This window comes from Paenibacillus sp. FSL W7-1332 (assembly GCF_037969785.1).
Lineage (GTDB): Bacteria > Bacillota > Bacilli > Paenibacillales > Paenibacillaceae > Paenibacillus_AQ.
Genome location: NZ_CP150209.1, coordinates 7,248,365 through 7,270,106 on the forward strand (window position 1 = coordinate 7,248,365; position 21,742 = coordinate 7,270,106).

Annotated in this window: 19 protein-coding genes; 7 read left to right on the forward strand and 12 right to left on the reverse strand. The window is 49.7% G+C overall.

The features are described from left to right. The first annotated feature begins 52 nt into the window (after positions 1 to 52). Positions 53 to 1,063 carry an iron ABC transporter permease gene (locus MKX98_RS32910; RefSeq protein ID WP_339220569.1) on the forward strand — a complete coding sequence of 337 codons (1,011 nt, stop codon included), beginning with the start codon at positions 53 to 55 and terminating at the stop codon, positions 1,061 to 1,063. Beyond that, positions 1,060 to 2,070, forward strand: a complete 1,011-nt coding sequence (locus tag MKX98_RS32915; RefSeq protein WP_339220571.1) for an iron ABC transporter permease — start codon at positions 1,060 to 1,062, stop codon at positions 2,068 to 2,070. Before MKX98_RS32910 ends, MKX98_RS32915 begins: the two co-directional genes overlap by 4 nt. Before the next feature lie 395 nt (positions 2,071 to 2,465). Here the strand turns inward: MKX98_RS32915 and MKX98_RS32920 are convergent, their stop codons facing one another. Next, a complete protein-coding gene (locus MKX98_RS32920; RefSeq protein ID WP_220687168.1) occupies positions 2,466 to 4,016 on the reverse strand; it encodes a BCCT family transporter in 1,551 nt (516 codons plus the stop codon). 128 nt (positions 4,017 to 4,144) lie between these two features. Further along, positions 4,145 to 4,483 (reverse strand): helix-turn-helix domain-containing protein, encoded by a 339-nt coding sequence (locus tag MKX98_RS32925; RefSeq protein WP_339220572.1) that lies wholly within the window; start codon positions 4,481 to 4,483, stop codon positions 4,145 to 4,147. A gap of 129 nt (positions 4,484 to 4,612) precedes the next feature. On the opposite strand from MKX98_RS32925, the gene MKX98_RS32930 reads away from it, so the two are divergent. Beyond that, entirely contained in the window at positions 4,613 to 5,017 is a 405-nt protein-coding gene (locus tag MKX98_RS32930) for a DUF4440 domain-containing protein (RefSeq protein WP_220687167.1), read from the forward strand. A 67-nt stretch (positions 5,018 to 5,084) separates the two neighbouring features. Here MKX98_RS32930 and MKX98_RS32935 read toward each other — a convergent pair whose 3' ends face one another. The 10 genes from MKX98_RS32935 to MKX98_RS32980 all read right to left on the reverse strand — a co-directional run bounded on the left by MKX98_RS32935 (position 5,085) and on the right by MKX98_RS32980 (position 16,957). Further along, complete coding sequence (locus tag MKX98_RS32935; protein ID WP_194540118.1) at positions 5,085 to 6,059, reverse strand: hypothetical protein; 975 nt, start codon at positions 6,057 to 6,059, stop codon at positions 5,085 to 5,087. A gap of 351 nt (positions 6,060 to 6,410) precedes the next feature. Continuing rightward, a complete protein-coding gene (locus MKX98_RS32940; RefSeq protein WP_220687166.1) occupies positions 6,411 to 6,908 on the reverse strand; it encodes a tail fiber protein in 498 nt (165 codons plus the stop codon). After that, positions 6,908 to 7,387 (reverse strand): GNAT family N-acetyltransferase, encoded by a 480-nt coding sequence (locus tag MKX98_RS32945; protein WP_220687165.1) that lies wholly within the window; start codon positions 7,385 to 7,387, stop codon positions 6,908 to 6,910. The genes MKX98_RS32940 and MKX98_RS32945 overlap by 1 nt, the downstream gene beginning before the upstream one ends. 210 nt (positions 7,388 to 7,597) lie before the next feature. Beyond that, positions 7,598 to 8,575 (reverse strand): ring-cleaving dioxygenase, encoded by a 978-nt coding sequence (locus MKX98_RS32950; protein ID WP_194540121.1) that lies wholly within the window; start codon positions 8,573 to 8,575, stop codon positions 7,598 to 7,600. Between the two features lie 233 nt (positions 8,576 to 8,808). Beyond that, positions 8,809 to 9,327 (reverse strand): peptide deformylase, encoded by a 519-nt coding sequence (def, locus tag MKX98_RS32955; protein WP_194540122.1) that lies wholly within the window; start codon positions 9,325 to 9,327, stop codon positions 8,809 to 8,811. Positions 9,328 to 9,331: 4 nt separating this feature from the next. Then, positions 9,332 to 9,574 (reverse strand): helix-turn-helix transcriptional regulator, encoded by a 243-nt coding sequence (locus MKX98_RS32960; RefSeq protein WP_071220536.1) that lies wholly within the window; start codon positions 9,572 to 9,574, stop codon positions 9,332 to 9,334. A 136-nt stretch (positions 9,575 to 9,710) separates the two neighbouring features. Further along, entirely contained in the window at positions 9,711 to 10,355 is a 645-nt protein-coding gene (locus MKX98_RS32965; protein ID WP_339220574.1) for a class D sortase, read from the reverse strand. 84 nt (positions 10,356 to 10,439) lie between these two features. After that, complete coding sequence (locus MKX98_RS32970; RefSeq protein WP_220687162.1) at positions 10,440 to 14,096, reverse strand: collagen binding domain-containing protein; 3,657 nt, start codon at positions 14,094 to 14,096, stop codon at positions 10,440 to 10,442. Positions 14,097 to 14,227: 131 nt separating this feature from the next. Further along, the gene (locus MKX98_RS32975) at positions 14,228 to 15,181 is read right to left on the reverse strand and encodes a DMT family transporter (protein ID WP_194540125.1); all 954 of its coding nucleotides are present in this window, start codon (positions 15,179 to 15,181) and stop codon (positions 14,228 to 14,230) included. 264 nt (positions 15,182 to 15,445) lie between these two features. Then, entirely contained in the window at positions 15,446 to 16,957 is a 1,512-nt protein-coding gene (locus tag MKX98_RS32980; RefSeq protein ID WP_233354689.1) for a copper amine oxidase N-terminal domain-containing protein, read from the reverse strand. Between the two features lie 249 nt (positions 16,958 to 17,206). On the opposite strand from MKX98_RS32980, the gene MKX98_RS32985 reads away from it, so the two are divergent. From MKX98_RS32985 to MKX98_RS33000, 4 genes are all read left to right on the forward strand, one after another. Further along, positions 17,207 to 17,896: a response regulator transcription factor gene (locus MKX98_RS32985; RefSeq protein ID WP_194544985.1), complete on the forward strand. Its 690-nt coding sequence runs from the start codon at positions 17,207 to 17,209 to the stop codon at positions 17,894 to 17,896. Further along, entirely contained in the window at positions 17,893 to 18,897 is a 1,005-nt protein-coding gene (locus MKX98_RS32990; RefSeq protein WP_339220578.1) for a sensor histidine kinase, read from the forward strand. Before MKX98_RS32985 ends, MKX98_RS32990 begins: the two co-directional genes overlap by 4 nt. Positions 18,898 to 18,996: 99 nt before the next feature. After that, positions 18,997 to 19,758 (forward strand): ABC transporter ATP-binding protein, encoded by a 762-nt coding sequence (locus MKX98_RS32995; RefSeq protein ID WP_009591195.1) that lies wholly within the window; start codon positions 18,997 to 18,999, stop codon positions 19,756 to 19,758. Continuing rightward, positions 19,748 to 21,697 carry an ABC transporter permease gene (locus MKX98_RS33000; RefSeq protein ID WP_339220579.1) on the forward strand — a complete coding sequence of 650 codons (1,950 nt, stop codon included), beginning with the start codon at positions 19,748 to 19,750 and terminating at the stop codon, positions 21,695 to 21,697. Before MKX98_RS32995 ends, MKX98_RS33000 begins: the two co-directional genes overlap by 11 nt. Positions 21,698 to 21,742: the final 45 nt, after the last annotated feature.

A 21,742-nucleotide genomic window follows, 5' to 3' on the forward strand; every position in this document is an offset into this window, starting at 1 on the left:
CTCAGACTTATGTAGATTGAATATTCTAACTTTAAGATGAAAAGATGATTCCATGACAATGCCTACGAAACGATCCATTCCTATTTCCATCAAATTGATTGCAGGCATCATCGTATTTATAGGCATGTTTGTTGTTGCGATGGTGTTCGGCGCAGCTGAAACCAGCATCAAGGATGTATGGTTTGCCCTTACCACCTCGATGGAGGGCGAGAAATTATCCCTCCTTCGCGAAATCCGGCTGCCCCGTGAGGTTGCCGCCATTCTGGTCGGAGCCGCGCTTGCGGTCTCCGGCGCCATCATGCAGGGCATTACCCGCAATCCGCTGGCGGATCCCGGCCTGCTCGGTCTTACCAGCGGGGCGAATGCGGCGCTTGCCTTCACGCTGGCTTTCATGCCGGCTGCGAATTATTTTGGCATTATGGTGGCCTGCTTCATCGGAGCAGCGATCGGTGCCGTGATGGTCTTCGGTATCGGAGCCATGCGAAAAGGCGGCTTCTCTCCCTTGCAGATGGTGCTGGCTGGCTCAGCCGTATCCGCATTCCTGTACGCCATCGCTGAAGGAATCGGCATTTATTTTAAAATATCCAAGGATGTGTCCATGTGGACGGCAGGCGGTGTGATCGGCACATCATGGGGACAGCTGCAGACGATATTTCCGTTTATTCTCATTGGAATTATTATTGCCATCGTGTTATCAAGACAGCTGACCATCCTTAGCCTAAGTGAAGAGGTCGCCGTCGGTTTGGGACAGAACATTGCCGCTATCAAAGGCATCCTGTTTGTCGTGATTGTCCTCCTGGCTGGAACCTCTGTGGCCTTGGTGGGAAATCTGGCCTTCCTCGGCCTGATGATTCCCCATATCGTACGCGGGATCGTCGGAACCGACTACCGCCATGTCATTCCGATGTCCGCCCTTGTGGGAGCCATCTTCATGCTGTTTGCCGACACGGTTGGACGAACGCTGCATGCTCCTTACGAAACACCCATAGCTGCTCTGATCGCCATCATGGGATTGCCCTTCTTCCTGTTTATCGTACGCAAAGGAGGGCGGGGACTGTCATGATTCATCCATCGTTAATAAGAAAACAACGCATTACATTTCTGGTCTTGTTGATCCTTACAGTGGTTACTGTCCTCGTTGGTCTGGGTCTCGGTTATTCGTCCGTTAGCTATGACCGGATTATTCCAACCCTGCTGGGGCAAGGCAGCTTCAAGGAGAAATTCATTATTTTTGATGTGCGCCTGCCGCGCATGCTTATTACTTTGCTGGCTGGAATGGCGCTTGCCTTATCGGGTGCCATTCTGCAGAGCATTACCCGAAATGATCTTGCGGATCCCGGTATTATCGGCATTAACTCGGGGGCCGGGGTCGGCGTAGCCGTATTTTTCCTGTTCTTCCCGATCGAAGCCGGCTCCTTTATTTACATGCTGCCCTTGGCGGCATTTATCGGAGCTGTGCTAACGGCCGTGGGCATCTACCTGTTCTCTTTCCGAAAAGGCGAAGGCCTGCAGCCCGTTAAATTGGTGCTTACCGGTGTCGGGTTCTCCATGGCACTCTCGGGTGTCATGATTGTGCTCACGTCGTCTGCCGAGCGGACCAAGGTCGATTTTATCGCCAAGTGGCTGGCGGGTGGGATATGGGGAACCGATTGGCCCTTCATTGTGGCGCTGCTGCCTTGGCTGATCATCCTGATTCCGTTCACCCTATACAAAGCGCAGCGCATGAATCTGCTGGGATTAAGCGATCCCGTGGGCATCGGCGTCGGCGTATCTATTGAGAAGGAGCGCATCGTGCTGCTTCTGGCTGCCGTAGCGCTTGCAGCATCCGCGGTATCCGTTACGGGCGGGATTACATTCATTGGACTCATGGGCCCACACATTGCTAAAGCGCTGGTCGGCCCGCGGAATCAGATGTACATTCCGATTGCCGTATTGATCGGGGGCTGGCTGCTGCTGCTCGCGGACACGATCGGACGCAACATCGTGGATCCCGACGGCATCGCCGCAGGCATTATGGTCGCCATCATCGGCGCGCCGTATTTTGTATATTTGCTGCTGAAGAAGAAATAACCGTTATTCTTTTTTAACTGAATGCCTAAGCCCCTATTGCACTCTTTCAGGTGTAAAAGGGGCTTTTTTGTATACGGTGAATCGCTTTATTTCATACATAAAGTTCATGAAGTCCGGATCCTTCAAGAAACGAATCCTCCTTCAGTTCGACATATACCTCTTTGTGATCCTAACCATCCTATGTTTCAATTGGATTCACGGCTTATTCAGATCTCTTACATTGCCATCGTGGTATGCCTATTACCTGCACATATCTTTCCTATGCTTGTACTGGTTCGGCTATGGTTGCCGTCTTTTCCGAGCGTATCTCCTTACAAAATAAAGAGGGCACCGCATGGATGCCCTCTTTATCGAACAGGGAGTAAAAAAACCTCGTTCGGCTAAGCGTCAGCCCTTTACTTCTTCCCCCGGTTGGCCGCCTCCTCCAGACGGCGGAACCGTTTCAGATCAGCCTTCCGAATCGGAATCGGCTCGCGGCTCAGCAGCTTCACCACGGCAATGACCAACAGCAGCAGCAGCACCGTAAACGGCAATGCCGCAATCAATGAAGCCGTCTGTAAGGCTTCCAGCCCGCCCGCATACAGCAGTACACCTGCTATCGCTGCCATGAGCGTGCCCCACACGATTTTTGCAATGTGCGGAGGGTTCAGGCTGCCATAGGTGGTCATGCTGGATAAGATGTAAGTTGCTGAGTCCGCTGATGTTACCAGGAACGTCAGAATGAGTAAGATCGCCAGCACATTCATGACCATGGAGAAGGGTAATTGGTTAAAGAGCTGAAACAGAGCAGATGTCACATCTGCATTAACGGCAGCAGCAATCCCGGTGCTCTCGTGCAGATCAAACCAGATCGCCGTCCCGCCGAATACCGCGATCCATAGACAGGCAATGACCGGCGGCACAACCATCACACCTACAATGAATTCACGAATCGTTCTTCCCTTGGACACCCTCGCCACGAAAGCTCCCACATACGGAGACCAAGCAATTGCCCAGGCCCAGTAAAAGATCGTCCATTCCCGTACCCACGTGCCTTCAGCGTAGGGTTGAAGCCTCAGGCTGTACGAGACGAAATTCGTAATGTAATCGCCTAGCGCCAATGTAAAGGTCTCCAAGATGAAAACAGTGGGACCACTAACAAACACAAACAATAAAAAAATGAGCGCCAACGCGAGGTTCAGGTTGCTTAAGTATTTAATCCCTTTATCCAATCCCGTTGTGGATGAGATCATATAAGCGACAAAAATAAACCCCAGCATCATTAACTGCAACCCGACACCATTGTTCACTCCCATAATCGTGTTCAAACCACCGCTCATCTGCAGGACGCCAAGTCCAATGGAAGTCGCGATGCCCATGACCGTTGCAATCACCGCAAGGATATCAATTGTATTCTTCACTGCGGGCTTCGAGCCGGTGACAGGCTCCAGCGCTGTCGACACCAGCCCATCCTTCTGCTTACGGTACTGAAGAAACGCGATCACAAGTCCGACAAGGGCAAACACCGACCACTGACTAATCCCCCAATGAAAAAAAGAATAGCCCATAGCCACACGCGCCGCGTCCACACCTTGTGCTTCGACGCCTCCGAACGGCGTCTTAAAAAAATGGCTCATGGGTTCAGCCACGCCCCAAAACACCAGCCCTACACCAAACCCCGCAGAGAACAGCATTCCAATCCAGGTGAAGAACGGATACTCGGGCTTCTCCTTATCTCCGCCAAGGCGAATCGTTCCGTATTTACTGGCTGCCACCCAGATCAAAAAGATAATAATCACAAAGATCGAGAGCAGATAGAACCAGCCGAACGTATTCGTCGTAAATCTGTACAAATACCCTGCCACTTCACCAAATGCTCCAGGCATAGCAGCCCCTAGAATAGCAAGAATGGCAATGATAACGGCCGAAACCGTAAACACGATGTTCTTCAATAAACTCCCTTTCATATGCTCCACCTCAGGCTATTAAGTCATCCATTCCTATACAGTATTTGTATTTAAACCAGAATTGATGTACTTAATCGGTGAATGTGTGCAGTAATGGGTAGTACTTCGAAAGGAAGCGATCTTGAAGCCTATTCGTTAGGGACCTGTTTCGTATCGATATACTGTTGTCCCAGAATGACCATTTGCTCAAGCACCGCTTTGAAATGGATACCGAACTCCGTTATGGAGTATTCCACCTTGGGGGGTACCTCTTGATACACCGTCCGTTTCACGATGCCGTTCTCCTCTAATTCCCGCAATTGAACGGTAAGCACATGCCTTGATACTTCCGGTATTCTCCGATGCAGCTCACCAAAACGCAGCGTTTCCTGAAACAGTTCATACAGTACTCGAGGCTTCCACTTTCCACTAATCATGTGCAAGCCTACTTCAGCCGGGCACCCATACCGCTCATCCTGATATGGCATATGTATTGCTGAACCCCCTTTAAGTCATTGGTCATAAATAGATGACTAAGTCATAAAATTCTGCGTACTTATCACAGCTTTTATTTTCAGATAGGCTATTGCTATCATCATACAGAAAGAGGAGATTCAATGAAACCATCCATTCCCGCAAGCCGAGTCTGGAAGCCGGAGGAGATGAATGCCGCATTTGCTGATGCATATAACTCAGGGGACATCGATCAAGTGCTGGCGTTGTATGAACCGAACAGTATTCATGTCCACAGCAATGGAAGCTTGGAGATCGGAATTCATTCCTTCCGCCATACGCTGGAGGAACTGCTGCTGCTTCAAGGCAAGATGGTCTCCACCAATCTATACTGCATCCCTTTTGAAAATATCGCTATGCTGCGTGCCCATTTCATCTTGCATACCGTGAACCCGGATGGCCAACCTCTTGTGCTGCAAGGTTATACCTCCGAGGTCGTGAGACAGCAGCCTGATGGAAGCTGGTTGTACATTGTGGACCATCCGTTTGGTTCGGATGTTATGGAATGAAGGTAATTATACAGTTACCTTAGTAACCGGGCTGGTAATTCATCAAGGGATCACCAGCCATGTTATGCTATCTAGCTACAAACCAATTTTCTGGCTCAGGTGTTATGGTCACAAGCACTTGGCCAACTTGGCCTGGCTGCGGATCAACCGCAGGTTGTCCGGCAACAGGAGTTCCTCCCCCGTTACCACCGTTTCCGCCGTTGGCCCCACCTCCACCGCCAACGGTAACAATGCCTGTTACACCCATTGCATTCACTCCGCCCATACCACCATTCAGCTGGAGTGTCCCCGTAACTGTTGGAGAAACGGTTGATATAAGGTGGATAACACCACCACTTCCGCCTCCGCCGCCACCTTCGCCATCTCCGCCATTACCATCCCAACCGATAGCCCCGTTCCCTCCAGCCGCCGCAAGGGTTCCCGCAATGGTTATGCTATTCTTAGCAGCAATCAATATAAAGCCCCCAGCACCACCCCCGCTACCGACTATACCGCTACCCGCAGAGAGTGGGTTTACTCCATGATTTCCGTTAGCAGTAATCAGGGCCCCATTGGCAATTACGACTTGGCCCTGGGCAGCCAAAATCAAACTACCTCCGCCTTCTCCGCCACTGCCTAACAAAGTTCGGCTCCCAGCCCCACCGCCAGCTGCTGTTGGAATGACCTGTGCTGCTTGCAGTGATCCGAGTCCAATTCCGCCGTTATATGGTCCTGCAGCAGCAGCGGATATTCCCTCGTTTGGTGAGCCATTGCCAGAGTCTGCTGCACCGGGAAGAACCGTAACTACACCACTTATCACGAGATCCCCCGATGATTGGATCGTGATGCCGCTTGGAATGATAAGTGTCCCCGCAATTTCTACTCTGGAGAACTGCAGATTTGTTCCAGAAGGCAATGCTGCAAGAGAGCCTGGAACACTTAAATCCACAACCTGGCCACTGTTTATGAGCAATTCACCGGCTGAGCCATCCCCATAAACAGCAAGCGAACCATCTACCCCCTGCGGCCCAAGCGGCCCTTGTGGTCCTGCCGGACCAATCAAACCTACCGCTGCTTCCGATAAACCCTGAATCCCTTGAGGACCCTGAGGGCCAACAGGCCCTACGGGACCAATCGGTCCGACCGCTCCTGGCCTTCCCCGAAATCCCCGGAGACCACGTTGCCGGATTCCCCTTACCTTGGATTTCTTGCAGTGAAAATATCGTTTTGAATGATTACGGTTATGACTATATTTGCTTGGTAAGGGTGCACTTCTTGAATGAACAGGTTTAACTTTACATCTTAACAAGTGACCACTACCTCCCTCCGTCGTTCAACTCAGTGTATGCACTCAAGACCAGACAAGAGGTGGTCAGGTGACTAGCAAGCGGCCTATTTTACTTGTGGATGTTCTTCATGGAATCGGAGGGAATATCCCTTCTATAGCAATGCAGTAATTTAAAACAAGATAAGGCTGCATGTTATTATGCGGTTGATTTCCTCCAGTAGGAGCAATAGCGCCCGGGCTCATGAATGAATTAGTGACTTCGTGATACGTCAAGCTGTCAGAGAGCGCCCATGTTCGATCCACAGGTAACACACTATTAGCTGGATTGGCGCTTCCCATTGCTTGATGCGTATGGCTGGGAAGCTCCGCGTCCGTTAGGGTATGGAACTCCTCTCCACCATTCTCTCCTATCGGGAAGTCGGTGCCTCGATGAACAGCAACTCTCCCCCTTAAATCCGGGAGCGCAAAATGGGTCGTGCCGTTCCCCCCGTACGTTGTCCCCAGCAGAGAAAACAAGGCTGTATTCTGAGCAATCGGCAATAACTGCCCGTCACAAAACGCCCACCCATCGGGAGCAAAATTAAAAGCGAATAAGCGAATTTCACCTAAGAACGGATCTGCCATTATATGTTACCTCCTGTCCTCTCTGTCGAAGCGCTCCACTCCATGTGTACATAAACATCATCTCCCCCTCTTATCCGGAATCCTATGCGTTCATATAATGCTATAGCTGGATTTGAGCGGATAACATGGAGACGGATGGACTTCGAGTCTGTCCTGGCCATATCCTGTAAATGAACCAGGGCTGCCGTTCCTATACCCTGATTCCCGAATTCAGGCAAAATCGAGATGTCGACCAGGCGAATTTCGGCAGGTGTTTCATGTACAATGACTCGCCCAGCCTGTAGCTGGTTATTCATAAGAATCAGGTGCGATGCTTGAGGGAACTGCAGTGCATAGGAGCGCTGCTGGAGATCAAACTGCATGCGCAGAAACACCTCCATTTCCTGCTCTCCCCATCCCCAGGAGGAAACTTCTCTAAGGCGTGTGCTGCGGTACAGCTCATATAAAAACGCTGTATCTTCCTCGTTAGCATCAATCATATTGATCATGGGATTATACGATACCTGCCCCTGCCTAAAAGTCGATAACCCCTAGGTTATCGCCGTACTTCAGTTTATGCGGATAAAGAAAGTAAGGTACAATAATCCAGAATATGTCGTGCTTTGCCTGTCACACACCTTTACTACGGAACAAAAAAAGCAACCCAGCTGTGTCTTAAACAGCCGAATTGCTTCTTCAGATTCATTGCATTATTCCTTCACGAATTCCTTCGTGCTGCGCACGGTATCGATTGGACGAACCATACTCTCAATCTGTTCGCGCTTTGGCTCCAGGAATGGAGGCAGGGACAATTTCTCGCCAAGAGTTTCATATGGCTCATCACCCATGAAGCCTGGACCGTCGGTTGCAAACTCAAACAGAATTTGGGGTGCAACTCGCGCATACAAGGACTGGAAGAAATAGCGGTCTACAAAGCCCGACGTATGAAATTGGAAGTCGTCAAGACGCTTGATCCAATGTTCCAGCACCGAGCGGTCCTCTACACGGAAAGCCGCGTGGTGTACAGTGCCGAAGCCCTGCTGAGCTCTTGGAAGCACGGCGTTGTACTCGACAACCACCTGGGCGCCATTGCCACCTTCACCAACCTCAAACAGATGAAGCGAGCCTTCCTTGCCGATTTCTTTGAATTCGAGCACTTTCTCCATCATTTCCTTGAAATAATCGAAGTTGGACACCCGTACAAACACCGGGCCGAGTCCTGTAATCGCATGCTCCAACGGAATCGGTCCCTTCTGCCAAGGAGTTCCTGAAGCCACGCCCTCGTTGTTCTCATCGGAGATGAGCTGATACTGCTGATCGTCAAAATCAACAAAGGCGAGTGTTTTTTTGCCAAACAATTCTTGAATGCCTTGATGCTTTACATCCAGCCGGTCAAATCGCTTGATCCAATATTCGAGCGCTGCATCGTTAGGAACACGGAACGAGGTTTTGTAAATCTCGTCTGTACCGTGTCTGCCCTGCGGGATGCCCGGAAAGTCGAAGAATGTCATATCGGTGCCGGCATTGCCCTTGTCATCCGCGAAAAACAGGTGGTATGTCTGAATATCGTCCTGATTAACGGTTTTCTTCACAAGTCGCATACCGAGCACATAGGTGAAAAACTCGTAGTTCTTCTCGGCACTGCTTGTAATGGCTGTTACGTGGTGAATTCCTTTTAATCCGTTCATGGTTAAATTCCTCCGTCTCTTCTATTTAGAAAGTGTTTGCCCGACCTTCAAAAATTATTATTTCGATTTAAAACATCTTTAATTTGAGATAATATTATCACGAGAACTCTGTTCCGTCAACCTTCTAAATTCAATATCTTATTTTGGTCGTGAATGATGATATAAAAAAACGGTCGGACATAAAGACATCCGGCCGTTCTATTTCTATCCTTATAAGAGTCTCCTCATGTCCGTTATACGCCAGTATTGGATAATCCAATGACAGGAAACAGCTCGATGCGTTGATGGGTCTCCTCGTGATACAACCATCCATCCCGAACATGGTCCACAAATAATATGCCGTTCAGGTGATCAATCTCGTGCTGCATACATCTGGCCAGATAATCTTCACCTTCCAGGATCACCGTCTGGCCTTGACGATTTAGTGTCTTTACTTTAACCTTATTGGCCCTCTTCACATATCCGTAATACCCCGGATAAGACAGACAAGCTTCGGGGCCCATCTGTTCCCCGTCCATCTCTACGATTTCCGGATTAATCAGCTCGATCAACCCTTCTCCGCAGTCCATGACAATAAGCCTTCGTAATATACCGATTTGGGGTGCGGCAAGACCAGCGCGCCCTTCACTGTCATACAGTGTCTCTGCCATATCATCCAGAATCTTCAATGCTCTGGCGTTTACGGTATCGACTGGCCGGGCGATCTTTCGTAAGATCGGATCACCGAATGGCACAATAGCTTTAACCGTCATTCACTTAAGCCCCCTTAGTTCTAGAAGGAGGTGTATGCACCCATAAGTCACCTGGAGTACACTCTAAGGTTGTGCAAAGGGCATCTAACGTCTCTGCCTTCATCTGCCTGGGCTGGTTCGTCAGCAATGCACTAATGGAAGCAGCTGATAAGCTGTAATTCGCCTTCTCTTTCATCAGCCGCGCCAAAGCCGCTCCCGACCATATCCCTCTCTCCGCCATCACATTACGTAGCATCCATTCGAGCAAAGGGTCCCCCTCCCGTTCCATGAAAAATATTAGCTCATACCTTATTTTATTAGGTACTGCCTAATATCTCAAGCCTAATTTTTAGGAGCTAACGAAAGTCGTTCTCTCCAAGATCTTAATGATCCTTAAGAGACACTTAATCGGAAACGAGTTCAGCTTGAACAATCAAACGATGTGTAGCCTCGTAGAGAGGATCGCAAGTGATCAGTGTAATGATCTGCTCATCCGAATCTCCTTCCAGAACAGATACATCGGTCGGCTCCACGATGGAAATCTGGTTGACTCGGTAAATCAATTCACGGCCATCCGTCTTAATGATGATCTCATCCCCGTATGTGAGCTCATTCAATCGATTGAATAGACGTCCGGTCTTATGGGCCCGGTGGGCTGCAATGGCAGCATTACCGGCTTCTCCGAGTCTTGCCGTCCCCGTAACGCGAGCAGCTGCATTCTTCATATTCGATTGGGTTGCTCCCTCCAGAATAGGAAGCTCTAACTCTAGTTTGCTAATGGTGATAATGCCGATAGGTGAACCTTCTTCATAACCGGTTTGTTCCTCTTGTGTTGAGGCCGCTGCCTCTCCCTCGTCCAGGATACGGGACAGCTCCTTGTAATGAACAGCAACATTATCTCGAGCGGAACTCTGTTGAGCCTCAGCTTCAATTTGCGCTGCTTGCTTTAGTAAATCCCTCTGTTGGCGGTCTGCATTCCAATCGCGAAGGATCGGATATAAGAATATGAGAAGCCCAACAAGAATCAAGACAACCGAAAGCTTTCGCATGAAGAGCCCTCCTTCCCTATTACGATTGAAATTTAAATCCCCCTCTCCAGTTACACGCAGGGAGAAGGGGATGATATCATCAAATTATTGACGTTTGTTACGCAGACGGCGGCTTAAGATGAAGCCTGTAAGCATGAGTGCCAGTCCTCCGAGTTGGAACGGTACTGGATTGCTCTCTCCTGTTTTTGGGAGCATCGCAATCGGGCCGCTTTCCGGCTTAGTTTCTTGAACCGGATTCCGATTTGTATCATTCTCGGCGGATGGTGTAGAAGGATCTTGCGGATTCGCCGTCTCGTTCCCAACCAGGGTGTCATCTTCTTCCGGTACCTCTACAGGTATTGGTTCTGGATCAACTTCGCCCGGTACGACGGGATCAGTTTCTCCAGGTCGTACAATTTCCCCAGGAACGTTTGGCGTTTCTTTATCGTTATTACCACCTGGTGATTCGGTTCCACCCGGTGATGTACCTGGGTTTGGATCTGGATTGCCCGGATTTGGATCCGGGTTCCCTGGATTTGGATCCGGATTGCCCGGATTTGGATCCGGGTTCCCTGGATTTGGATCCGGATTGCCCGGATTTGGATCCGGGTTCCCTGGGTTTGGATCCGGATTACCCGGGTTTGGATCCGGGTTCCCTGGGTTTGGATCTGGATTGCTCGGATTTGGATCCGGGTTCCCTGGGTTTGGATCCGGATTACCCGGATCCGGTCCTGGCGTAACGCTATCCTTGCTGTTCGTTATGGTGATTCGCTTGACGTTGCCAGTCTGTTTAATGCTTGAATCGATCGTAATGGTTGTAGTTGCTTGATCAATTACATATCCTTGAGGAGCCGAAGTCTCCTTCAGAATGTAATCGCCGTAGAGCAGCTTCGTAAACAAAGCCTTCCCAGCTGCATCGGTTGTAAGCGTCACTTCAGGACGCTTGCCTTGCGTGTCTTGGAGAACAAACGTTGCTCCTTCCAATATAAGCGACGGATCAGCCCTGTCCACCTTCAAGACCTCCAGACTTCCTCGAACGCCCGAACCGCTGCCGGAGCCAGAAGACATGCGAACTTCGAATCTTTGTTTACTATCTGTAATTCCAGCCGTAATGCCTTTACCTTCAAAGCCAGCCGAGTTGCTGACAACTTCCCGGTCGGCAGCGTCGATCAGCGTCTCGTATTCCAGAATGTAAGGACGATCTATCGGGCTCAAGAATTCCAATACAAACTTCTCGGTATCGCCATAAATGAATTTCAGTTTATAATCCGAATGATTAACGAGTTTGTCCGTCTTCGTGACCGTTCCGTCCACCGCAACCTTGGTCTCGTACAAACGGAAGGAATCCTCCACCAAGATCAGGTTGCCCGACGGCTCGTCGCTGACTTTGGCTGCTTCCACGTAGGACTGACCCCGATTAATATGCAGCGTCCATTCAATCTTTTCGCCGTTTTGGACCCCGGTCTTCGCAACATACTCTCCGCCCTGCGGAACTCTAGCTGAACCATTCCAGTTGGAGACAGGCGTATTGTCGTCCATCAATATCGCTTCGTTGGCGATAGATTCCCGCTCTATGATTCGATCACCCAACGCGGTTTTAAACGTGATCAGGAACGGAGCGTCAATCTTGTCCTTAAAGGCAATTTGCAGCTCATTGCCGTTCGTCTCCGACGGCTCCGTTATCGAATACTGAGTGGATGGGATTACACCCCCTCTATTTGTTTTCCCTGAAGCGTCTACATTCAGATTATACACTTCTAATGACCCATCGACGTACTGCTGTGGTGAAACCAGCTTGTCCTTAACGACAGGTTTATCAACACTATTGAAATTGTAGTTCCCCTGGATGGTCCAGGTAATCTCCTTATAAACGGCATCATAAACTCCTGATTTATCCCCGTTTCCAACAGTCAACAGATTAGGCTTCAGGCTGGCATTTCTAGTCGCCGAGAACGGATTGCTGCCTTCCACCCAGGATAGATCGGCACGGTTCCAAAAGCTCTCGTTATCCTTATTTTGGCGGAGATCATAGTCAAACTTGGTTGTGTACGTGATAATGATCGCCTTGTCAACAGGCTTAAGGAATTCTACGGTAAAGCCCTGGTTAGGGGTGCTCGCATCCACCGTATAATCCAAACCCTCATCCCAAAGGGTACCGACAGCATCCTTTACAACGATGGGGCCAGTCAGCTCAAGCCCGCCATTCGTAAACATGTCCTTCAGTATCACGTTGTCCATGCTGTAAGTGTCCTGGTTGAGCGTGATTTGCCATTTGATCGTTTTATCCTTGTAATCGAAGCCATCGTTGCTTTTGATGAGCGCTTTACTCTGCATCAATTGCTTGGCTTCCCTTGTTACACCGTTTCCGTACACACTGTTCGTTACAGTTTCGTCCTTAATAACACGCCCACTTGCCTTGGTCTGGTAGGTAATCTCATGCTCAGTGGTAATGTCTTTTTCAAACTTCAGATCGAATCCGGTTTTCCCTCCGCTGTTAACCACCGGCGTAAGGACATAATCTGTTCCTTCCGTGAGAATCGCACCTGTCTGTGTATCCTTGACTTGGAGCGAACCGTTTACCAACTCTTGTGTTGAGTTAAAACGATCTTCAAGTCTAGCATCTACTTCCGGAATGGTGGTTTCGCGGGAATTGTACAAGATGGACCAGTCGATGGTCCGGTCGTTTTCATCATACAATACGACTTCTTTCGCAAGTAACTCCCCACGGTCAATCGTCTGTTTATTCTCGGCATAAGCCTTCTGCTGACCGTTATCGGACAAAGTTGCCGTATTGAGGAATTCCGTTGTATCGCCAGCGGCAATCGTCGTAGAGTACTCGATTTGATACGCCGAATTCATCGGCGAACTCTTGGTGACGACTAATTTTGGAGCATCGGAAGTGTCGATACTAAACTCTCCGACGGCCGCTTCGGCGCCAACCGCGGTGCTGCCATCCACATTAACGGTCAGGTTGTTGATCTTAACAGAGCCTGTTTCCAGCGTAAGCCCGGAAGGAATCAAATCCTCTATAACGGGCTTGTCTATCCGTTCCAAGACCGTATTGACTTGAAGCGTCCACAAGATCGTGGAAGGTTTGCCTCTGCCATCATTGACAACCTTGCCGTTCTTGCCCAGAAGATTGCCTTTTGCCGGCTTCACCGGGATAATGATCTGCTTCACGCCATCCCGAAGCTCAATCGGAATTTCAACGTCCGGAGTACCGCCGCCGATCCCCTCTTGGCTAAGCTCCGTCTGGAATTTCAGCTTTCCCCGGACTTCGGCATTATCCACCAGAGAGTTGAACGTCATCACAACATGACCGTCCACAGATACGGTGAAGGTTCCCACATCCCCGATGTCCGTCTCAAGAACCCCGTTGATGCTGTTGTACAGTTTGAATGCCTTGGGCAGATCGAACTCAAACGTTGAGCCATCCACATAGTTATGATTGTCCCCAAGCTCCCAATCGTAGAGCAGGATGGCGTCGGAGCCAAGCTCTACCCGACCCGCATCCGGATTGTAGACCGAGTCGATGACGGTCCCCTTCGAATCCTGGACAGTGACATTTGTCAGAATGCTCTGCCCTGCGGCTGAACCGTATACCGCGTTGGTAACGGATACTCCATTACCCGGATCCGATGCAGGATTACCCGCTCCAGCCGCACTGACTCTCTGGCCGTTAAACATACCAAGGCCCGTACCAAATATACCTTGGACCATCAAGATGACAATGAGAGCCAGCATGCTTCCTTTCTTTTTCATAGTTTAACTCCACCTCTAAGTATGATTTCATCTGTTTTTAGTAGAATATTATGACAAGTGGCAATGTGAACAGATGCTACAGCCTGTAATCATACATGGTGGAACTCGACAATTTCTCTACAACAAACAGATTAAGCTGGTTTCGACTTGTTCCGCCCAAGCGCTTTACGACTAGCGCTCTTGGATCTCCCGGCAAGGCTGGTCCCGATCACCCCGATAATGACGAGTGCTGCGCCGATGACATGATAATAAGCCAGCTCCTCATTCAAAAAGGCGACACCTCCGAAAATCGTGACCACGGTAGCCAGATTGTTAAAGATGCCCATGCGGGATGCCTCCATCTTGGATAAGGAATAATTCGACAGTAGCGATGTCCCGAGAGAAGACAGAATGCCAAGATACAAAACGGCCCATACGAAGGACGGATGCATGAACGGGTCAAAATAATGTACAAGCGTCCCCTGCGCAGCATGTTGAGCGGCCGACATCAGGTTAAACAGCACGAATCCGATCATCGACATGATGAACGTTATATCCAGTACCGGCTGCTTCTGCGTCAGCTTGCGGGCCATCACGCTGTAAATGGCGTTGGATAGCGCCGACAGCAGAATTAGCACAATCCCAAGTGTACTCGAGGCCTCGAAGGAAACCCCCTTCAACACGAAGATAGAGATGATCCCTGTCACCGACAACACGGTAAACAGCTTCTGTGCCCAGCTGGAGCGTTCCTTTAATAGCAGCGATGCCAAGAGCATCGTAAAGATCGGTACCGTAGCGTGAATGATTCCGGCCTCGGCCGAAGAGGTGTAGACCAAACCGAAGGTTTGCAGCGTAAAGAACAGGAACGGATAGAATATCGCCAGCGGCACGATGGTCAGCAGCCTTTTCAGATCCAGCGGGACCTTTCTACGGGCTATGAGTAACGCGAGCGATGCGGCAATGAACGAAATGGTGAATCGGTGTGCCAGCGTGTCCAGCGGGTTAGCATGGATCAGCGCCAGCTTTACAAACATAAACGAAAAACCAATGATGGCCGTATATCCTAACGCGGCGGCATAGGCACGGCTTGTATGCGGTATATTCATAATATGTGTTCTCCTTCATCTTCTCTTTTGCAGGACAACCAGAAGGTTGATGCATTTGCTACTTATCTTACGGCAGGGAGAACCCCATTACGATTTGAAATAACTGCAACTGTACCGGTACAGTTCATACGATGAAGGAAGGAATGACAAAAAGGCTGTTTCCCACCATTCCAAGATGATAGGAAACAGCCCCGCTATACTTTAACTTGTATACGTTTCATAACAGGCATACCCAGGCCAGCCCGTTATCCATAACAATCAGCGCTAATCACGTTTAATCGAAATCCAGCCATCACCCTCGAGGTGAAGCGTCGCACCGAGCGCTTCTGCCATAAACCGGAGCGGAACGAAGGTAGATCCGTTGGTATGAACGAATGGAGCTTCCTGCAGCGTCACGTTTTTACCGCCGACGCTGGCTGTTTTGGAGCCCACGGTCAATACGATTTCTTCCCCTGTCAGATCATTAATGACTGTAATTTTCTTGGAGCCTTTGCTCCACTTCACTTCGGCATCCAATTGGTCTGTCAAGTAACGAAGCGGAACGAAGCTCTGATTGTTCTTCTTGATTACACCATATCCATATTCATCGCTTACGGGACTAAGAAACATCGTTTTGTGCGTGATCTTCAGATCATCCTTCAACACATTATAGATAAGGGAGTCCTTTTCAAAGTTCCGCAGCACTTGACCCGGTGTCACCGAATCATTCAGAACGTCCAGCACGCCTTTGGACGTGTCCACCTGATTGGCCTTCACTGCGCCGCCGATATTCCAGACCTCACCTTCGGAATACACCTTGAATGCTTTCAATGGCAGGTCCTCGGAAGCCGGTAGCGCGACAGTCAGCTCCAGCGCATTCTTGCGTGTATTCAGCTGCTCATCGAAGTAGTAGTCCAGCTTGAGGACCGTATCCTTACCAAAGACGGTTTCGGATCCCGGTAGCTCCTCCAATAACTGTTCCTTCTGTTCATCATAGTTCTCCGTGAATTCGATCAGTGCGCCATGCACGATCTCGTAGAGCGATGCGACGACCTCCTCCTTGGATTCCTGTGGCAGGAGTTCTACGTCTTCGCCATAGGCCTCGCCGATGCTGGTTATCATCGGATAAATGGCATCATACGCATCGCCGATCACTTGCTTCAAGCCGGCTTCATCCTTAAGCAGACTTTCGGCGAAAGGCTTAACCATGTTCAAGATCTCTTCACCGGTCAGCTCCATGTGGAGATGCGTCAGGTTCAGGCTTTCCCCGTTCACCTTCTCCTGAGCGGACTTCACCGCAATTGTTGATGGATTTGGAAAATGCTTCAGCACAAGTCCTGCAGCCTTCTTCACGACATCCTGAATCGCCTGTTCGTATTGGCTGGTATCAGGCAATCCGGGAACGGTCGTATCCATCGATAAATAGAACGGCTGCTTGGCGCCTTCTAATTGAATCGCCATTCCTTTGGAATCCATGGACACATGAAGCGGAATCTTCTTGTCCGAATATTGGATACTGCCCTGAATGGACACCGTTTTGCTATCCTGCACGATGGCATGGTCCATATTCAGAGATAACGAATTAATGAGATCAATCGCTTCTTTATCTTCAGTCGATAGGGCCTTGTCCGATGGCACCACCTCGAATCGAATACTTGCCTTGGATTCGCTGGATTTAACATCGAGACTGGTAAGCAACGCCTTGTTGATATCCAGTCCCCCGACGGCCTGACATCCTGTCATAACAACCAGCACAGCTGCAATGAGTACAGTCAACCACTTGAACTTCTTATACATAACGATATTTGTCCCCTCCCAGGTCATAGGCTCATTTCTATTATGGGAAGGTAGGAAATGTTTGTAAATAGGTATTTAAGCCTCGTCATATACGCACACGCGGATGGGTCCCACAGATAGCACATATCGACATTTTGCTATACACTGGGAATGAAAACTGTAGTAATTTGCAAGCAATAGTCAGCTTTTTTAGCACCGGGAAAGCTTGCTGAAGGGCTTTGAACAACCTTATAAAGCGTGGTGAATCTCTTGTTTAAAATTATGTTAATCGAAGACGATGTGACCCTATTCCATGAAGTGCAGGAGCGACTGTCTCAATGGTCGTATAACGTTTATGGCGTACAGGATTTCAGCGCCGTACTTCAGGAGTTTACAGCGGTTCAACCCGATCTGGTCATCATCGACATCCAGCTGCCGAAGTTTGACGGGTTCCATTGGTGCCGAATGATTCGCTCCCACTCGAACGTGCCGATTATCTTCCTGTCTTCCCGCGATCATCCGACCGATATGGTGATGTCCATGCAGCTTGGAGCCGACGATTTCATTCAGAAGCCGTTCCACTTTGATGTCCTGATTGCCAAAATCCAGGCCACTCTGCGCCGGGTATACAATTACAATACCGAACGGACCGAGCTGAGAACTTGGCGCGGAGCCACCGTCGAATTCGGTAAAAATACCATTAGCAGCCCTCAGGGCACCGCTGAACTGACAAAGAATGAGATGTTCATTCTGAAAATCCTCATGGAGCGAAAAAATCAAATCGTCAGCCGTGAGGATCTGATCAAGAGTTTATGGGACAACGAGCATTTTGTCAGCGATAATACGTTAACGGTCAACGTCAACCGGCTGCGCAAGAAGCTGGAGCCCCTCGGACTTGATCCCTACATTGAAACCAAGGTGGGACAAGGGTATATCGCCACGGAAGAGGCCCATGCATGATGATCGCCTACATCCGGGAACGACTAAGCTGGATTCTGTTCTTCGTGTTTCTGCAGCTGCTGTTCCTGTTCATAGCCGCCGTGGACTCCCAGATCCCGTTCTTGCCCATCCTTTATATCGTGTTTCTGTCGGTGCTGTTCTTCCTGGTGTTCCTGTTCGTGAGGTACAACCGGGAAACCAAGTTCTACAAAAGCCTCCAGACGTGGGATGACACCTACGATTTAGCCGCCATCAGCGAGCCGGAGCACCCCTTTGAAGCGATTGCCATGGACATCCTCTCCCTTCAAACGGAGCGCTTCAAGAAGGAATCCTCCATGCGTCTAATGGAGATACAGGGGGAGAAGGACGATCTGCTATCCTGGATTCACGAAGTGAAAACGCCGCTCACCACGATGCAATTGATGATCGAGCGCATGGAAGATGAGACGTTAAAGGCTCAGCTCCAGTATGAGTGGCTTCGCATCCACCTGCTGCTTGACCAGCAGCTGCACCAGAAGCGCATCCCCTTTATCCGGAATGATCTGCTGATCGAGGAATTCGCGCTTGAGCCGATCATCTTCCAGGAAATACGTGCGCTCAAGTCCTGGTGCATGCAGAAAGGGATCGGATTTGACGTTTCCCTTGAGGTAACGGAAGTGCTCAGCGATGCCAAGTGGCTGGGCTTTATCATCCGCCAGCTGCTGACCAACGCGGTCAAATACAGCAACGCTTCGGACATCCTCATCGAGAGCGATCTCACGGATGACCATGTCAGACTTGCCATCCAGGATGCCGGACGCGGCATTGATCCGAAGGACATGCCCCGTATTTTCGACAAAGGCTTCACTTCGACCACCTCGCATCAGGACAGTGCCGCAACCGGCATGGGGCTCTATTTGACGCAAAAAGTAGCCGATGCCCTGCTGATTCGCATTCAGGTGGAATCAAGGCTCGGCATCGGCACCAACTTCACCTTGATCTTTCCGAAACGGAATGATTTCGTGAGCGTTACCGGCATGTGACAACAATGTCACATGCTTTTGCACTTTGTTCGGCGAATCGAAGGAAAAGGCGCTGCGACTCCTTTATGATAAGGACAGATAACGAAGGAGTGAGTGAAATTGGCAATTCTTGAAGCAAACCAAATTCATAAGAGCTACGGCAACAAATTCAATAAACAGGAAGTCCTGAAGGGTATCGATATCCGCGTGGATAAAGGCGAGTTCGTCAGCATCATGGGCGCATCAGGCTCAGGTAAAACCACGCTGCTGAACGTGCTCTCCTCGATCGATAAAGTGAGCCTCGGCAGCATCAAGATCGAGGGTAAGGAGTTTACGGGCCTCAAGGAGAAGGAACTGGCCGAGTTCCGCAAGCATCATCTCGGGTTTATTTTCCAGGAGTACAACCTGCTGGATACATTAACCGTCAAGGAAAACGTGCTGCTGCCGCTCTCCATTAAAAAGGTATCCAAAAAGGAAGCCGATCAGAAATTCCAACGCATAGCGACCGAGCTTGGCATCTACGAACTCAAGGATAAATATCCGAACCAAATCTCCGGGGGACAGAAGCAGCGGACCTCCGCGGCCCGTGCATTCATCCATGATCCCAGCATTATTTTTGCCGATGAGCCGACAGGGGCGCTGGACTCAAAGTCCGCTTCCGATCTGTTGAACAAGCTAAGCGAATTAAATCAGAAGATCGATTCCACGATCATCATGGTTACCCATGATCCCGTGGCCGCCAGTTATTGCACCCGGGTCGTCTTCATTAAGGATGGACAGATCTATACCCAGCTGAACAAGGGTGAGCAGTCCCGGCAGGCCTTCTTCAATGACATCATCAAAACTCAGGGCGTGCTAGGCGGTGTTCAGAATGAACATTAATTATCTGATCTACCGGAATTTGAAGAAGAATATCAAGAATTACTACCTGTACGTATTTGCGCTCATCTTCAGTGTGGGCCTGTATTTCTCGTTTGTCACACTGCAATATGACCCAGCCATGAATGAAGTGAAAGGATCGGTCAAGGGTGCAGCCGGGCTTGGAGCCGCCTCCGTGCTGCTCGTGGCGATCGTTGCCATCTTCCTGCTGTATGCCAACACGATTTTTATTAAACGGCGCAGTAAAGAGATCGGACTGTTTCAGCTCATCGGACTGACCAAAGGCAAAATATTCCGGATCCTCAGTGCGGAGAACCTGATTCTGTATTTCGGCTCCATGGTCATCGGCATCTTTGCCGGCTTCGCGGGTTCGCGCTTAATCCTGATGATTCTGTTCAAGGTCACCGGCGTTGATACCGAGGCGGCTCTATCCTTCTCCACGGAGGCGCTGATCCAGACCGTGATTGTGTTTGCCGCCATCTACGTTCTAATTATGATCATGAATTATACATTCATCAAAAGACAGAGCATTCTGTCCCTCTTCCGAGCCGTATCCACGACCGAGAACCAAATTAAGAAAATGTCCTTCGTCGAAATGTTATTCGGACTGCTCGGCATCGGACTCATACTTTTTGGTTATTATGTCTCGACCAAGCTGTTCAGCGGAGATTTCACCAACATGAACGAGCTGTTCATGGCCATGATCCTGATCCTGGGATCGGTTATCATCGGGACTTATCTGTTCTATAAAGGGTCGGTCAGCTTCCTATTCAACGCGATCCGGAAGAGCAAGGGCGGTTACTTGTCCCTGAACGATGTGCTGTCCCTCTCCTCCATCATGTTCCGCATGAAATCGAATGCGCTGCTGCTGACCATCATTACGACCGTATCCGCACTCGCGATCGGACTATTGTCACTCAGCTATATCTCGTACTATTCTGCGGAGAAATCGGCCGAGCAGAGCGTGCCCAACCATTTTGCGGTTGCGGACCAGAAGGATCTTGCGGCTTTCATTCAAGCGCTTACCGATGAAGACATCGAATTTAAGCAGACAAACCGCGACGTGATTCAAGTGAATGCCGATCTATCCAAGATTATCGGCGCCAGCCTGGAGATCTCTGGTCAAGTGGATTCCAGCTCCATGATCATCCCGGTAATCAGTGATGCCAGCGTCGAAGGCAAGGATGTTTCCCCCGAGGAGACGTTGTTCACGGGATACAGTGACGCGATCCAGCAATTTATGGCGATTCAGACCACAGGGGAAATTGAACTCATAAGCTCCAAACAAAGCTTTAAGCAGAAGCTAATCGGCTTGGACAAGGAAGCCTACGTATCCCATTATTTTGTAAACGGCGGGCTGCCGACGGCGATTGTGGACCAGACCGTATTTGATAAGCTGGTTCAGGATCTGGATCCGAAGATCCAGAAGAAGACCAATGTCTATCACGGCATTGATATTGTGGATCCAAACGCTGTGGATCAGGCCAATCAAATCTTTAAGAGCGTAGGCATTAACGAGGGAACAGGGAACCTCTCTCAGACGGAACTGGTCTTCAACCAGAAGAGCAATATGGGTTTAATCATGTTCATTGTGGCATTCCTGGGACTTACCTTCCTGATTACTTCAGGATGTATCCTGTACTTTAAGCAGATGGATGAAGGTGAAGAGGAGAAGCCGAATTATACCATTCTCCGGAAGCTGGGCTTCACGCAAGGAAACCTGCTGAAGGGGATTCAGATCAAGCAGCTGTTCAACTTCGGCATTCCGCTGGTCGTCGGATTGTCCCACAGTTACTTCGCCGTTAAGTCCGGCTGGTTCTTCTTCGGAAACGAGCTCTGGCTGCCCATGGTCATGGTTATGCTGCTGTATACGGCACTGTATTCCATATTCGGGTTGTTATCGGTCATGTTCTATAAACGGGTAATTAAAGAAGCGTTATAAACGAGGTGCATGGGTGGGCCCAGGAAGATTCGGGTACCATCCATG